The organism is Paeniglutamicibacter sp. ORCA_105, from assembly GCF_045798545.1.
Lineage (GTDB): Bacteria > Actinomycetota > Actinomycetes > Actinomycetales > Micrococcaceae > Paeniglutamicibacter > Paeniglutamicibacter sulfureus.
Genome location: NZ_JBIXLM010000010.1, coordinates 79,541 through 93,300, shown reverse-complemented (window position 1 = coordinate 93,300; position 13,760 = coordinate 79,541). Strand labels below are relative to the sequence as shown.

The following is a 13,760-nucleotide window of genomic DNA, read 5'->3' as shown; positions in this document are numbered from 1 at the left end:
GTTTAAGCCGTGCCTTCCCGTGACGGATCAGGTCACGACCTCCCCGGTGGGGCGCCCCTCCGGATCAAGCATCCAGCCCATGCGCTTGAAGGAATGCACACCCACGCATGCCTCGATGATGTCCACTCCGGGGACCCGGTCGGCCAGCCTGGCCTCGAGGTCGGCAATGTCAGCCGGGGTGCGCAGCTGCATCGTGAACGTCATGTTCGATGCGCCCGTCGTTGAGGCACAGAGCCGCAGGGTCCGATGCTCCATCAGGAATGCCGCCACGGCATCGGCCTTGCCGGCGGGAATTTTCGCGAACCATTGCACGGTCAGCGGGTAGCCCGTGTAGTGGCTCGCCAGCTCGCAGCGCAGCGTCACCATGCCGGTGTCCAGTGCGGTCTTCAGTGCCCTCCCGGTGGTCGAGGGGTGCTGGCCGGTGGCCTGCGCGATCTCCGAGGCGGTGGCCCGGCCATCGTGCATCAACACGCGCAGCATGGGCCACAACGTGTCCGGGATGATGGTCGGCTGCGCCAGGGGCGGGTGGTTGAGGCGTTGCAGCTGGGCTTGTTGGGCGCGGGAGAGCACATCCAGCCGCCACACATTTCCCGTGGCGTAAAGCTTGGTGCACAGTGAGACCTTGGTGCGCTGGACGCCGCGGGCCGCCTTGATGCGCGGGAGGATTTCGCGGGCCATGGTCAACCAGTCGGCGGCCAGGCAGGTGAGCCGGAAATCGGCGCTGCTGGTGGCGTCGTCAACCGTCAGCACCTCCGTGATTGCGCACAGGTCCACGCGCGCCTCATCGACCAGCGCCGGGTCCGCCACGATCTCGACGAATGCCGTGCAATGCTGCTCGGGGTGGCCGCCGAGGTGTCCCAGGATCCAGGCCATGCGGTCCTCGCGCAGCCGATTCCAGCGGGCGGAGAGGGTTGCCGGGTGCCGTCCGAGGATCGACCCCAGTTCGGCCCAATTGGCCCGCGGCGCGATTTGCAGCGCATGCACGAGCTGCAGGTCCTCGGCCGGTAACTCCATAGGATCCCCTTTTCCTCATGCGCAAAAAATCGTGGTTTCAAGACCGGTTTGTGCAATTATCCGTGAATCTTTCTCCATTATCCACGGCATGCCCCACGCTCGATAGTGATGTAGCTCACCGGCTCGGTGGGCTCGGAATCCCAGGAAGAGACCACACGGCATGAGCACCGCCACCACCGCAATCCTGCAGGACGCACGCGAACTCGAACCCGAGATCGTCCGCCTGCGCCACGCGCTGCACCGCGAGCCCGAAACCGGCCTGCAGCTGCCACGCACCCAGGAGCGCGTGCTGCAATGGCTCGAGCCACTGGGATACGAGATTTCCCTGGGCACCGACCTCACCTCGGTGACCGCCGTGTTGCGCGGCGGAGCCGTCGATGCAACTGCCGGCGAGCGCCCAGCGGTGTTGTTGCGCGGGGACATGGACGGGTTGCCGCTGCGGGAGAAGTCGGGCGTCGAGTTCGCCTCGCAGACCGGCGACACCATGCATGCCTGTGGACACGATCTGCACACCGCGATGCTGGCCGGCGCCGCCACGCTGTTGGCCGAACGCCGCGACTCCCTGGCCGGGGACGTGGTGCTGATGTTCCAACCCGGCGAGGAAGGCTGGGACGGGGCAGGGCACATGGTGCGCGAGGGCGTGCTGGAGGCCAGCGGCAGGAAGGTCGATGCGGCCTTCGGCCTGCACGTGATGAGCTCGATGGGATCCACCGGCGTCTTCACCGCCAAGCCCGGCGCAGTGATGAGTGCGTCCGACGGCTTGTTCGTGACGGTGCGCGGCGCCGGCGGGCACGGCTCGGCGCCCTTCGCCGCGAAGGACCCGGTCACCGCCGCCGCGGAAATGGTCACCGCCCTGCAGGTCATGGTCACCCGTCAATTCGACGTCTTCGATCCCGTGGTGATCTCCGTGGGAGTGCTCCGGGCCGGGACGGTGCGCAACATCATCCCCGAAACCGCCTACTTCGAGGCGACCATCCGCTCCTTCAGCAACGCGGCGCACGATGCGCTCCAGGCCTCGGTCCCCGCGTTGCTGCAGGGCATCGCCCGGGCCCACGGGCTGGAGGTCGATGTCGAATACCGCACCGAATACCCCACCACGATCAACACCGAGGCCGAGACCCATTTTGCATCTGCCGCGGTGCGCGAGCTCTTCGGCACCGATTCCTTCGCCACGATGGCCAGCCCGCTGGCCGGGTCCGAGGACTTCTCCCGGGTGCTCAACGAGGTTCCCGGCGCCTTTGTCTTCCTCTCCGCGCTGACCCCCGGCGTGGATGCCGCGTTGGCCCAATACAACCACTCCCCGTATGCACGTTTTGACGATTCGGTGTTGGGTCGCGGTACCGCGCTCTACACGCAGCTGGCCACCGCCAAGCTCGCTTCCCTGGCTTCAAACTAACTCCCGCCACACTCCCACACAGATCTAGGATCCAACGCCCATGAGCATCAAGGAACAGCTGGCCCCGGCCGGCAGCACGCAGAGCACCGGACAGGCCACGCACGGCGTCTCCGGCCAGTCCACCCGCAAGACCCTGCTGGGCATTGGCGCCGGCAACGCCGTGGAATGGTTCGACTGGGCCATCTACGCCACGTTCGCCTCCTTCATTTCCGGCCAGCTCTTCTCCAAGGCCGACCCGACCTCCGCGTTCCTGGCCACCATGGCGATCTTCGCCGTCGGCTTCGTCGCCCGCCCCTTCGGCGGTGCCTTCTTCGGCCTGATCGGCGACAAGGTCGGCCGCAAGTCCGCCATGACCATGGCCGTGGGCCTGGCCTCGGTCGGTTCGCTAATCATCGCGATCACCCCGACCTACGCCAGCATCGGGGCCGGCGCCTCGCTGATCCTGCTGGTGGCCCGGCTGCTGCAGGGCCTGGCGCACGGCGGTGAGATGCCCAGCGCACAGACCTACCTCGCCGAGGTGGCCCCTGCCCCGAGGCGCGGGTTCTACTCCACGCTCATGTACTTCTCCGGGACCGCCGGCATTGTTGCCGGAACGCTGCTCGGGGCCATCCTGACAGTCGTGCTGACCAAGGAACAGATGGGTGCCTTCGGCTGGCGCATCCCCTTTGCCGTCGGTGCGTTGATGGGCCTGTACACGCTGATCATGCGCTCGCGACTGAAGGAAACCGAGCAGTTCGAGGAGCAGAAGTCGGCCAAGGCCGCCGCCGCCAACAAGGGACCCTCGGTCATCTCGCAGATCATGGCCAACTGGCGCCAGGCGCTGCGCGTCATCGGACTGACCGTCGGGCTGACCGTGGTCTACTACATCTGGTCCGTTTCGACCCCTGCCTACGCGATCGCCAACCTGAAGATGGATCCGGCCACCGCGCTGTGGACCGGCGTCGCCGCCAACCTGGTGTTCATGGCCGCCCTGCCGTTCTGGGGCAAGCTTTCGGACCGCATCGGCCGTCGTCCGGTCCTGCTGATCTCGGCACTGGGTGCCGCGGTGCTGCAGTTCCCGATGTCCTCCCTGGTGCGCGGTGAGGCCTGGCAGCTGTTCATCGCGATGTCGGTGATGCTCATCTTCATCGCCGCCTCCGCCTCGATCGTTCCGGCCGTCTACGCCGAGCTGTTCCCCACCGCGATCCGCACCATCGGCGTGGCCATCCCCTACGCCATCGCCGTGGCGGCCTTCGGCGGCACCGCTGCCTTCCTGCAGGCCGGGTTCAACGCCTGGTTCGGCATCCCCACCGGCGGAACGGTCTTCGCGATCTACTCCATCGTCCTACTGCTCATCAGCGCGCTCACCATCTACAAGATGCCCGAGTCCGTGGGCAAGGACCTGCGCGGCTAGCAACCGCGCCGCGACGCTGAAGAACCCCCCTCATCTAGGTGCGGGCCACCCGGGAATCCCCCTCCCGGATGGCCCGCACCGTCTGCGTGGGCGGGAAATGGCGGTCCTGTCGGTGACGCGCGTGCCGGCGCAGCCGGCCGAATGCCCCGCACCGGTGTGACTACCAGTGGGCGCGCCAGTACTGGGCGGCGAAGGGCACCTGTTCGCGCGGTGCACCCAGCTCGGCGGCGGCAACCGCCGGCCAGTTCGGGTTCTTCAGGGCAGCACGGCCGATAGACACCCCGTCGGCGGAACCGGTGACCAGCACCTGTTCGGCCTGCGAGGGGTCCTTGATCATGCCCACGGCGCTCACGAAGGCCGCCGGGACCGCCTGCTTCACGGCGGTGGCCAGCGGCACCTGGAAGCCCGGGCCGCTGGGCCCGTGGTACTTGCCGATCCCCGCGCTGGACAGGTCGAAGGCCGTGACGCCCAATTCGAAGGCCTCGGCGGCGAAGCGCGCGGTGTCCTGGATCCGCCACCCTCCATCGACCCAGTCATCCCCGGAGAAGCGGATCGCCAGCGGTTTGTGGGCCGGCCACGTCGCACGCACCGCGGTGATCACCTCGCGCGCATACCGGGTGCGGTTCCCGAAGCTTCCGCCGTATTCATCCGTGCGGGTGTTGGTCAGCGGCGAAAGGAACTGGTGGATCAGGTAGCCGTGCGCCGCATGGATCTGGACGACATCGAACCCCGCTTCGTCGGCCCGGCGCGCTGCCTCGGCCCAGTCCCGGATCGATGCGGCAATCTGCTCACCGCTCATGGCGACGGGGGAGTCGAGCCCGAAGACATCGGTTTCCGAAGGGGCGGCGGTTTCCCACCCGCCGTTCTCCTCGCCGAGGCTGCCGACCTCTCCGGCGGCAGCGTGGTGCGGCAGCCAGGCATGCGTCGAGGCCTTGGCACCGGCATGGGCCAGCTGGATGCCGGCTGCCGCGCCCTGGGAGTGGATGAAGTCGACAATGGGGGCCCACGCCCGGGACTGGTCATCGTTCCAGATGCCGGCATCCCTATCGCTGATGCGTCCCTGGGCGGTGACCGCGGCGGCCTCGGTGAAAACCAGGCCGAAGCCGCCGGCGGCGCGGGCACCCAGGTGGGCCAGGTGCCAGGTGTGCGGCACGCCGTCGCGATTGGCGACCGAGTATTGGCACATGGGTGCCAGCACGGTGCGGTTCCGAAGCGTCAGGCCCGGGCCCGTCGGCGCGGCAAGGTCGACCGGAGTAAAGAGTTTGCTCATGCCCGGTGGCAACAGGTGCGCCGTCCGGGCTATTCCCGCGGTGCCGGGCTTTGGGCATGGTGGTGGCGTTCGGCGACCCGCAGGTCCCCGCCATCCGGGTGCGCTACCAGCAGTGTCCGGCCGTGGGTCCCCGTGGCGAAGCGCGGGCGCAGTCCGGCGGCCTCCAACCGCGCGGCCAGGTGCCCGGCGTCGCCGTCGATGCCGAATTCCAGGTCGACCCGGGTGGCTGCGGCGGGACGCAGGTCCACGTACCCGCCATGTTTGGCCCTGAAGTGCGCTCCCGATGCTCCTTGCCCACCGGGGGATTGAATCGCGCCGATGTTTCGCAGCGTCTGCGCGGAGCCCGGCACGTCGGGAGTGTTCCATACAGCCAGCACGCCGAGCGAACCCGGCGTGGACTGAAGCCCCGAGCCGGCGGTGACATTGGTGTCCACCGGGGTGGCCGTGAATTCCAGCCGGTCATCGGCGGTGATCTGCCCGATGGGTCCGGCGTCCGTGGTGCGCAGAAGCACCTCGGTGCCGTCGCTGCGGGTCCACCGCGCAAACTTGTCCAGGTCTCGCACCTCAAAGCCCAGTGTGACAGTGAAGGCCGGTGCCGGGCGGATGAGAACGCGTCCCGAGCCGGCGGCAAGGCACCGTTCGCCGGAAATACCGTGCTGCAATTCCGCAAGGCCAAGGGCCAGGAGCAGCTCGGCCCAGGCCCCTGCATGCGGGGTGCCCACCACGGGCCTGACACGCAACATCAGTGCCGTTCCAGGTACTCGGCCAGGGCTTTTTCGACAAAGGCCGACAGGCTGCTGCCGTCGTCTACGGCGGCGTGCTTCACTCGGCGCACCAAGGGGGCCGGAAGATAGACGTTGAATTGGATTTTGTCTGTGTGCTCGTCCCTGCTCGGTGCCATGTAACGGATGCTAGCAATATAGCCCTCATTGCCACAAGGGCCCCCGCCGCTTGCCCCCAGTGGGGGTGGAATGATGGGTCCATGGCGATCCCATTGGAAGAACTGTTGGTGCCCGATGCCCCCGCGTGGCGCGCCTGGCTGCAGGAGCACCACGCCAGCCATCCGGGCGTGAACCTGGTGCTGCACAAGAAAGGCGGAACCACTACAAGCCTGACCTACGCGCAGGCGCTGGACGAGGCCCTGTGCTTCGGCTGGATCGACGGCCAGCGCAACGCGCGCGACGAGCACAGCTTCACCAACAGATTCACCCCGCGCACCGCGCGCAGCAAGTGGTCCGCCAGGAACGTGGAACACGTCCAGCGGCTGGAGGCTGTCGGCCTGATTCAGCCGGCGGGGGCCGCCGCGGTCCAGGCGGCCAAAGCCGACGGGAGGTGGGACGAAGCCTATGCGGGGCAGGCATCTGCGCAGCTTCCCGCCGATTTCCTCGAGGCGGTTTCCGGATTTCCGCGGGCGCAGGAAACGCTGGCAGCCCTCGGCGCCAGCGAGCGATTCGCCATCTACTACCGATTGCACATCGTCAAGGGGGATGAGACCCGGCGGAGGAAGATCGCCGACTACGTGGCCCGGCTCGATGCCGGGCAAGGGATCTTCTAGCTTTCGGCCCCATAGCGCCGCACGAAGTTGCGCAGGATCAGTGCCGGCCACTCCACGAGTGCGGCCATCGCCTCGTCGTGCAGCCGCTGGGCATCCTGCGGGGGGAAATAGCCCGCATCGCGGTAGATCAGGATGCGCTGGGCCAGCCCGATGGGATCGAGCTCCGGGTGGAACTGGGTGGCATAGAGATTGCTCTTGACCCGGAACATCTGCACGGGACAGGCAGCCGAATTCGCAAGCAACACCGCCGTCGCCGGCAACTGGGTGACCGCCTCCTTGTGTCCCACGAAGGCATCGAATTCCTCCGGCAGCCCGGCCAGCAGCGGATCGCGGCGTCCCTGGCCGGTGAGCCTGATGCGCGAGGTGCCCACCGGCTCGCCAAAGTGCGTATCGATTCTCCCTCCCTGGTGGGTGCCGAGGGTGCCAACGCCGTAGCAGGCGCCCAGGAACGGGAAGTCCTCGGCCACCAGCACATCGAGCAGCCGGGAAAGGTCAGCCTCGCAGCGCAGCTGCGTCGCTGATTTCGTTGACGGATGGTCCGAGGCATTGAAGGGGCTGCCGCCCAGGATGATGCCCGGGCAGTCCTCCAATCCCAGCCGGTCAAGGGAACCCAGTGGTTCGCGCTCCAAGCGGATGACGCGCAGCGCATCGGCATGGAGCCCGCTGGCGTCCAAGACGCCGCGCACCTCGTCGGACGCGGCAAGGTCGTGTTCCCTCGTCGAAATCAAGATAAAGCGGCCCATGGCTGCAGTCTACGTGCCGCATTCGACTTGACGAGCCGGTGGCACCCTTCTATCCCGGCGCTTCCCCGTCTAGTCTGAAGTGAGTTAATGGCCACTAACCCAGCGGAGGTCGGCGCCGAGCGCCGGCCGGCAGCAGGGGGGCTGGTCCACAGCAGCGCAGACGAAGGGAATCGCACCATGCTCATTACCGACTCAGTCGCCTTGGTCACCGGGGGAGCCTCCGGCCTCGGGGCCGCCACCGCACGGGTGCTCTACGACGCGGGCGCCCAGGTGGTGCTGGTTGACCTGCCCTCCCCGAAGGGCGAGGAAGCAGCGACGGCACTGGGGCAGCGGGCCAGGTTTGTGGCCGCAGACGTCACCGACGAAGCGCAGGTCAAAGCCGCCATTGCCGCAGCCGCGGACATGGGAAACCTGCGCATCGTGGTCAACTGCGCCGGAGTTGCCACCCCGGGCAAGGTGCTGGGGCGCGAGGGCGTGCTGCCGCTGGCCAATTTCGAGAAGGTCATTGCCATCAACCTCACCGGCACCTTCAATGTGGTCCGGCTGGCGGCCGAGGCCATGGCGGCAACCGACCCGGTCATCGACCCGGCCACCGGAACCCCCGAGCGCGGGGTCATCGTCAACACCGCCTCGGTCGCCGCCTTCGACGGGCAGATCGGCCAGCCCGCCTACTCTGCCTCCAAGGGCGCCGTCGCCGCGATGACGCTGCCGCTGGCCCGCGAACTGGCCCGCCACTACATCCGGGTCATGACCATTGCCCCGGGCATCTTCGAGACCCCGATGATGTCCTCGCTCTCCGCCGAGGCGCAGGCATCGCTCGGTGCCCAGGTGCCGCACCCGGCACGTCTGGGCAAGCCGGCCGAATACGCTGCCCTGGTGGAGCACATCGTGGCCAACCAGATGCTCAACGGCGAAACCATCCGCCTGGACGGGGCCATCCGCATGGGACCGAAGTAGCCGGACCGCGGAGCAAACCCCTCAGCGGGGCATGAGCTCCCCGGCGCGCACCGGAACCTCGAGCCGGTTACCCGGCACCGGCGCCGGGCACACCGCATGGGGTGAGAATGCCATGGGGTAGTTCAAGGTGCGGTTGAAATCAATGGCGACATCCCCGTCCGTGCCGGGGTCCTTGACCGTGACAAAGCGCCTGGGAGCCGTCTGCACCCCGTTCGTTTGGTCCCGGAATGCCAGGGTCAGTGAACCATCGGCGTTCCGGGAAGCAGCCAGGGACGCGCGGTGCCCGGCCAGCTCGAATTCGACCTCGCCGACCAGTTCTGTCCTGAGCCTGGTGTCGGAACGGAAACTGTCGATCGGCACCACCTTCGGGGCGTGGAATGCGGTGTAGCGCCCGGGGACGATGAAGGTCGGGTCGTGGTCGAAGACCGGCACCCCGGTGAAGGCCTTCAGCCGGGGATGGGTGCGCTCGCGGGTGCGGATCATGTACCTGCCCCCGCGCACGCCCAGTTCCACCAGGGTGTCACCGTGGCGGATGAAATGCATGGACTCGCCCTCGTGCAGGGACTTGGCCAACGTACCGTGAACCGGGTCGCCATCCGGGGTGGTGATGGAGTCCCATACCTCGAAGCCCGCGGTCGCCCCGCTGGCATCGGCGCTCCAAACTCCCGGAACCAGGTCCAACGGGCGTGGAACCTCGGGCAGCCACTGGTAGCTGCTCAGTGATAGCCACCCGAACGGGACCGCCAGGCCTTCGTCGCGCATCCTGCGCCATTGCGTGAATTCCTCCGCTGCATCCATGGAACCAGTCTCCCACCTTGTCCGGCCGCAGCTAGGCTGGTCAAGCGTTGGCAATTTCCCCTGCAGTCGTTGGCACTTCTCGACAGCGGCAGGCGGCCGCCAAACGCCCGGGGGATTTCGGCCGGCGGATGGGGAACCGGTTGCCCGTCCGGGGACCGGGCTCCGGGATTCGACCCAGGTACGTGCCCCGCACCCCAATGTCGTGCGCAAGACATGGGCGGGGCTCTCCCGGCGCCGCCGGTGGCCTGCGCAGATTCCGTCAGCCGCCGGCAGCATGTTTTCCCTGGCCTTCCACGGCCGTCCACACCCCTGTGTCGGCGGGTCCGAAGTGTCGGTGGCCGAGCGCAGCATAGGGGATATGGACGAGTCCTCATCCACGACCATGCGGGATTCCGGTTCCCCGGAACCCGGGAGCGGTGGCGCCCCGTGACCATCTCCGGCGTGAGCGTGAACGTCCCGATGCCCCCGGGCCTGGCCCGCCTGTTCACCCTCGCCGACACCGCCGCCACCCATCTGGTGGACCGGGGCTTCACCGCGGCCACCTTGGACCGGCTCGCCGCAGGCCTGGATGACACCGGGCGGCGGCTGCCGGCCAGCGCCCACGTGGCCGCTGTCCGCCTCGGCTTGGTGCCGGTGCACCGGAAGGGCGTGCATGTGCCCTCCCGGGTGGACCGGATGATCCAGGTCGACGTCGTCGCCGTCCTGCGGACCCTGGCCGAGCGGGACACCGCTCTCCAACGTCTCATCGCCACCGGGCACATGGCCGCCACCCACCCGAAGGTCCGCGCCGGGGTTGCCAAGAACCTGGGCCGCCAGGTGGCGCGGCATCTGAAGCACCACCCCGGCGCCGCGATCGCATCCCTGCGCCTGCCGACACTCCAGGACGCCCCTGCGCCCGGGCACCGGCTGGACCTCGGCGCAGTGGACAGGCAATTCGCGACGATGAGCCTGGACGCTTCGGGCGCCTCGCTGGTATTGGTCCTGCGGCTGCCCACCCGGGCCCGGCCGACCGGCCGCGGGCACTGGGTCGCGACCGAGATCGTCCTGCCGATCCCGCGGCACCTGCGTGACCGGCCAATCACCAAATGGCACCTGCCCACCATCACCATCCACCCCACCAAGCCAGGGATGGCCCGCTTCCATCTCGCCTATACCGAACCGGATGCCCCGATGCGCGAGAAATCGACGCCGATCACCTCCGTGGTGGGTATCGACTGGTCGCCGACGGCCCTGGGCATTATGTCCCACGTCGTTGCCGGCTCCGACGGCTTGGTCTCCGCGTTCGAGGGCCACCGGTACGGGGACCGCGGCCTGGGCACCAAGCTCCTCCGGCTCCAGACCGAGGGCGACATCCTGACCGGGAAGATCGCCCGCACCGGGCACCTGGCCGGCGGGCTCGAGGATTCCTCGCCCCTCCGCGCCAGGCTGGAGGCGAAGGTTGCCACCTGGAAGCAGCTGCGCACCAATCTCGGGGCCAAGCGTGCCCGGGTCAACCGGGAGCTGGCCTTCCACTTCGCCGGCTGGGCCACCGGATACGCGGCCGAGGCCGGGGCCAGCAGCATCGCCATCGAGGACCTCTCCACCCTGGGAGCCGGCGGCATCGGGCGCAGAAACAACAACCGCGTCGCCCAGTCCGCACGCCGCAGGGCCGTGCAGGCCACCACCCACCTCGGCACCCGGGCCGGCCTGGAGGTCATCGAGGTCCCGGCCCGGGGCACCAGCGCCCACTGTCCCGGCTGCGATGCGGAGCTGACGCGCCCCGGCGGCTACCACCGCGCACGCTGCCGGCCCTGCGGGCTGGAGGGAAACCGGGACCAGGTCGCCGCGGTGAACATCGCCAAGCGCGCCATCGCGGGCCAGGACGGGATCACGGTTGATCGTAAGACCGGGCGCAAGCGCATCCGCAAGGCCGCCCACCAGCCGGTGAAGCGCGTGCGGCGCCCCAAGAACGCCCCCACCCCCAGGAGGACCCGCCACAAGCCGGTCAGGCACAAGCTGGTGCGGAACGCCGTGGCACCGAAGGCGGTGAAAACGGCCACAATCATTTTTCCTGCACCCCCAGCGTCGGTGTGGGACACGGAGAAGCCCCCGGGCACCCGTGAGCCACGGTTCCCTGCCCCCGATGCCCTAGTATCAGGGAATGACAGAGACCCGTAGACGCTTGTTTCCATGCCTTCCTATCGCGCCCAGCTGAACATCATGGGGCTCCGTCCCGGGCACGCGCCCGAAGCCGTTATGGACACCGCCGTGGCATCGCTGGCCGGCGGCCACCATGTGGATGCGAACCAGCTCGACGTGGTTGCCGGGGTACCGCGGATCACCGTGCGCTACACCGTGGAGGACGACGGGAACCCGGACATGCGCGCCGTTGCATCGGCCGCTGCCATGCGCGCGGCGGTGGAAAGGGTGGCGGTGAGCGAAAAGCTCGTGGTGTTGCGCCGCACCCGTGGACGCTGGATGACGCTGCGGCGCTAGGCGTGCGGCAGGATCTCGCTTCCTAGGAAAAGTCAGTCGGCTTGCCGCGGGCGGCGCGGTGCTCGGCATGATGGATTTGGTAGCGCCGATTCTCGGTTGCCAACAGCACCACGAAACCGGCCATTCCCGCGAGGATGGCGATCCAGATGGAGTTGTTGGTTCCCAACACCCGTGGCACGAGCAGCCAGAACATGCCCCAGCCAAATCCCATGGCCATGATGATGCGCCCGCGCTCGGTCATGGACAGGCTCGCGGCGGCGTAGGCCAGGACCGGAACCAGGAGCGTGGAGATCCAGATGCCCGCTCCGCCGGCACCCCAGGACTGCAGCATGTTCATGAAGGCGGACGCCAACACAATCATGCTGAAACCGGTCATCAGGCTGACGGGGGCGTCGGTGAACATCCGTTCGCGCTTGGTACGGGCGGTTTTCAGGTTCAGCTCGCGCACTGAGGTGTACAGGAACCAACAGCTCGCCGCGGCAAAACCGAACGCGGGGAAAAGCCAGTCGTTCACGGCGCTGAGCATCCACAGCACATTGCCCGCGCAGGCAAGCGCGAACCTATTGCCGACGGCGCGTTGGCGCACCGCGGAGCGCTGCGAGGGCGCCCACGAGTAGGCTGCACCCGCCACCGCCCAGAGCAGGATGACTGGCCAGATCAGGTGCGCACTGGGAGCCAGCGACAACAAGGAGTAATTGGATCCCAGCGACTCGACAGTGCCGGAGGACAAGGTTTCCAGGCTGGCCAGCGACACGGCCGCCGCCGCCACGGTGGCAGCGCTGCCAAGGATTCGACGGCGCATGTCCGATCGTTCCTCGACAGGGTTGGGGCCGGTCTCCGGCAGGACGTAAGGTGCCTCGTAGACCGGTTCGGCCGTGGCCTGTTGCTGGTCTATTGCGGCCTTGGCGCTGGCAACCAGGGCCGCAAGATGCTCCGGATCCATTGGCGGGGCCGGAGTGGCGGCCACCGAGGTCCCGGAGCCGGAAACCACAATGTCTTCACCGGGAGCGGCGTCCTCCGCTGGATACCAGTCTGTGGCAGGACCGGGAACCAGGTTTCCGGCATGCAATTCCGGCTCTTCGTGCACCGGGGACTCGACGGCTTGCGCATCATCGGTTTGGAGGGGGTCGGAGGCATGGAACCTCGCCGCTTCGGCACCCCTGGCGCGGTCCTCGGACTGTGTCTGGGCTGCCAGCCGTGCCTCGTCGGCCTGCCGGGCGGCGGCATCCAGCTTGGCCTGGTGGGCAAGGCGCGCGGCGTCACGCTTGGCGGCTTCCGCCTTCGCCTCGGCCCGGGCGACCTCCACCAACCGTTCTTGTTCCTTGAGCTCTGCGGCCTTGGCCCGTTCGACGCGCAACCGATGCCACCGCCTCTTGAAGGTGGCAGGGGCTGCGTAGATCCTGTCGCCCAGGCGTTCAAGATTTGGCGCGGGCAGGGAATCCAGCCAATTGTTCAGTCCGCTGAAACCGCCAGCGATCGTCTTGGCGGGAACAACGGTTGCGTCCTTGTCCTTCGAAGATTGCCCGTCTGTCAGGTGGCGCAACGGAGACTCACCGGGTGCCTGTTCCGTGGGCTTCTTGAGGACTTCATCCACGGTGTCGGGTTCGGGGACGGAGCGATGCGGCACGGGCTTGGAAATGCGATTCGAGAGTTGTTCCTTGGCTTCTGCGGGTTTAACCGGGGCGGTCTCCCCGGCTTCACGGACCAGATCGGTGGGGCCAGACGGCGTGGGGGCGATGTTGCTTTTGGCACCCGACTTCGGTGTTTGGCCCGAGGCTGACGGACCTGCAGCCTTGGGCGGCTTCGTTGGCTTCGTTGGCTTCGTCGGTCCGGTCTTGGCCGGATCTGCTTCGCTGGCTTCGGGGGTCTTGGCCTGTTCGGGCTCCGTCGGTCCGGTTTTGGCCGGATGCCCCTTGTCGGAAGTCGAGCCCGGGTTCTGCGATTTGCTTGACGCGGCGGAGGTCTTGGTATTGGAATTGTTCATGTTCAGCTCCTTCATCGCCGCGATGCATTTGGCGCATCTGCTCATCGGATGGCTTCCAGCGTACCCAACATCCCGCAGGTGATGCCCACTTCCCACGCCCGGCCGCTCGACCGGCAAAGGTGAGCTACGCCATGGCCGCTGGCAGAGCCTCGGAGACCAACCCTTCCGGTCCTGC

13 protein-coding genes are annotated in these 13,760 nt (G+C 67.8%); 6 read left to right on the top strand and 7 right to left on the bottom strand.

Annotated features, from left to right (window positions below):
- Positions 1-27 precede the first annotated feature (27 nt).
- The gene (locus ACIPUB_RS07250; protein ID WP_407606767.1) at positions 28-1,014 is read right to left on the bottom strand and encodes an Lrp/AsnC family transcriptional regulator; all 987 of its coding nucleotides are present in this window, start codon (positions 1,012-1,014) and stop codon (positions 28-30) included.
- Between the two features lie 160 nt (positions 1,015-1,174).
- Between ACIPUB_RS07250 and ACIPUB_RS07245 the strand changes: the two genes are divergently transcribed.
- Positions 1,175-2,410, top strand: a complete 1,236-nt coding sequence (locus ACIPUB_RS07245) for a M20 family metallopeptidase (RefSeq protein WP_407606766.1) — start codon at positions 1,175-1,177, stop codon at positions 2,408-2,410.
- A gap of 40 nt (positions 2,411-2,450) precedes the next feature.
- Positions 2,451-3,803: an MFS transporter gene (locus ACIPUB_RS07240; RefSeq protein ID WP_407606765.1), complete on the top strand. Its 1,353-nt coding sequence runs from the start codon at positions 2,451-2,453 to the stop codon at positions 3,801-3,803.
- 160 nt (positions 3,804-3,963) lie between these two features.
- Here ACIPUB_RS07240 and ACIPUB_RS07235 read toward each other — a convergent pair whose 3' ends face one another.
- Genes ACIPUB_RS07235 through ACIPUB_RS07225 form a run of 3 tightly spaced genes read right to left on the bottom strand, consistent with a single transcriptional unit; the run spans position 3,964 to position 5,974 of the window.
- A complete protein-coding gene (locus tag ACIPUB_RS07235; protein WP_407606764.1) occupies positions 3,964-5,073 on the bottom strand; it encodes a tRNA-dihydrouridine synthase in 1,110 nt (369 codons plus the stop codon).
- A gap of 29 nt (positions 5,074-5,102) precedes the next feature.
- Positions 5,103-5,816 carry a hypothetical protein gene (locus ACIPUB_RS07230; RefSeq protein WP_407606763.1) on the bottom strand — a complete coding sequence of 238 codons (714 nt, stop codon included), beginning with the start codon at positions 5,814-5,816 and terminating at the stop codon, positions 5,103-5,105.
- Complete coding sequence (locus ACIPUB_RS07225) at positions 5,816-5,974, bottom strand: CopG family transcriptional regulator (RefSeq protein ID WP_407606762.1); 159 nt, start codon at positions 5,972-5,974, stop codon at positions 5,816-5,818. Before ACIPUB_RS07225 ends, ACIPUB_RS07230 begins: the two co-directional genes overlap by 1 nt.
- Before the next feature lie 81 nt (positions 5,975-6,055).
- On the opposite strand from ACIPUB_RS07225, the gene ACIPUB_RS07220 reads away from it, so the two are divergent.
- Positions 6,056-6,628, top strand: coding sequence for a YdeI/OmpD-associated family protein (locus tag ACIPUB_RS07220; protein ID WP_407606761.1), 573 nt, complete (start codon positions 6,056-6,058; stop codon positions 6,626-6,628).
- On the opposite strand, the gene ACIPUB_RS07215 is transcribed toward ACIPUB_RS07220, so the two are convergent.
- Positions 6,625-7,371: a glutamine amidotransferase gene (locus tag ACIPUB_RS07215; RefSeq protein WP_407606760.1), complete on the bottom strand. Its 747-nt coding sequence runs from the start codon at positions 7,369-7,371 to the stop codon at positions 6,625-6,627. The genes ACIPUB_RS07220 and ACIPUB_RS07215 overlap by 4 nt on opposite strands.
- Before the next feature lie 177 nt (positions 7,372-7,548).
- Here ACIPUB_RS07215 and ACIPUB_RS07210 point away from each other — a divergent pair, with 177 nt between their 5' ends.
- Complete coding sequence (locus tag ACIPUB_RS07210) at positions 7,549-8,328, top strand: SDR family NAD(P)-dependent oxidoreductase (RefSeq protein WP_407606787.1); 780 nt, start codon at positions 7,549-7,551, stop codon at positions 8,326-8,328.
- Positions 8,329-8,349: 21 nt separating this feature from the next.
- On the opposite strand, the gene ACIPUB_RS07205 is transcribed toward ACIPUB_RS07210, so the two are convergent.
- The gene (locus ACIPUB_RS07205; RefSeq protein ID WP_407606759.1) at positions 8,350-9,126 is read right to left on the bottom strand and encodes a DUF1684 domain-containing protein; all 777 of its coding nucleotides are present in this window, start codon (positions 9,124-9,126) and stop codon (positions 8,350-8,352) included.
- A 441-nt stretch (positions 9,127-9,567) separates the two neighbouring features.
- Between ACIPUB_RS07205 and ACIPUB_RS07200 the strand changes: the two genes are divergently transcribed.
- Both ACIPUB_RS07200 and ACIPUB_RS07195 read left to right on the top strand, forming a co-directional pair.
- Complete coding sequence (locus ACIPUB_RS07200) at positions 9,568-11,283, top strand: zinc ribbon domain-containing protein (protein WP_407606758.1); 1,716 nt, start codon at positions 9,568-9,570, stop codon at positions 11,281-11,283.
- Between the two features lie 12 nt (positions 11,284-11,295).
- Complete coding sequence (locus ACIPUB_RS07195) at positions 11,296-11,601, top strand: hypothetical protein (protein WP_407606757.1); 306 nt, start codon at positions 11,296-11,298, stop codon at positions 11,599-11,601.
- Between the two features lie 22 nt (positions 11,602-11,623).
- Here ACIPUB_RS07195 and ACIPUB_RS07190 read toward each other — a convergent pair whose 3' ends face one another.
- Positions 11,624-13,585, bottom strand: coding sequence for a hypothetical protein (locus tag ACIPUB_RS07190; RefSeq protein ID WP_407606756.1), 1,962 nt, complete (start codon positions 13,583-13,585; stop codon positions 11,624-11,626).
- Positions 13,586-13,760 lie beyond the last annotated feature (175 nt).

Excerpts from the sequence above, each read along its gene's own strand:
- ACIPUB_RS07250 (WP_407606767.1), bottom strand. The coding sequence starts at position 1,014 with ATGGAGTTACCGGCCGAGGACCTGCAGCTCGTGCATGCGCTGCAAATC.
- ACIPUB_RS07245 (WP_407606766.1), top strand. The coding sequence starts at position 1,175 with ATGAGCACCGCCACCACCGCAATCCTGCAGGACGCACGCGAACTCGAA.
- ACIPUB_RS07240 (WP_407606765.1), top strand. The coding sequence starts at position 2,451 with ATGAGCATCAAGGAACAGCTGGCCCCGGCCGGCAGCACGCAGAGCACC.
- ACIPUB_RS07235 (WP_407606764.1), bottom strand. The coding sequence starts at position 5,073 with ATGAGCAAACTCTTTACTCCGGTCGACCTTGCCGCGCCGACGGGCCCG.
- ACIPUB_RS07230 (WP_407606763.1), bottom strand. The coding sequence starts at position 5,816 with ATGTTGCGTGTCAGGCCCGTGGTGGGCACCCCGCATGCAGGGGCCTGG.
- ACIPUB_RS07225 (WP_407606762.1), bottom strand. The coding sequence starts at position 5,974 with ATGGCACCGAGCAGGGACGAGCACACAGACAAAATCCAATTCAACGTC.
- ACIPUB_RS07220 (WP_407606761.1), top strand. The coding sequence starts at position 6,056 with ATGGCGATCCCATTGGAAGAACTGTTGGTGCCCGATGCCCCCGCGTGG.
- ACIPUB_RS07215 (WP_407606760.1), bottom strand. The coding sequence starts at position 7,371 with ATGGGCCGCTTTATCTTGATTTCGACGAGGGAACACGACCTTGCCGCG.
- ACIPUB_RS07210 (WP_407606787.1), top strand. The coding sequence starts at position 7,549 with ATGCTCATTACCGACTCAGTCGCCTTGGTCACCGGGGGAGCCTCCGGC.
- ACIPUB_RS07205 (WP_407606759.1), bottom strand. The coding sequence starts at position 9,126 with ATGGATGCAGCGGAGGAATTCACGCAATGGCGCAGGATGCGCGACGAA.
- ACIPUB_RS07195 (WP_407606757.1), top strand. The coding sequence starts at position 11,296 with ATGCCTTCCTATCGCGCCCAGCTGAACATCATGGGGCTCCGTCCCGGG.
- ACIPUB_RS07190 (WP_407606756.1), bottom strand. The coding sequence starts at position 13,585 with ATGAACAATTCCAATACCAAGACCTCCGCCGCGTCAAGCAAATCGCAG.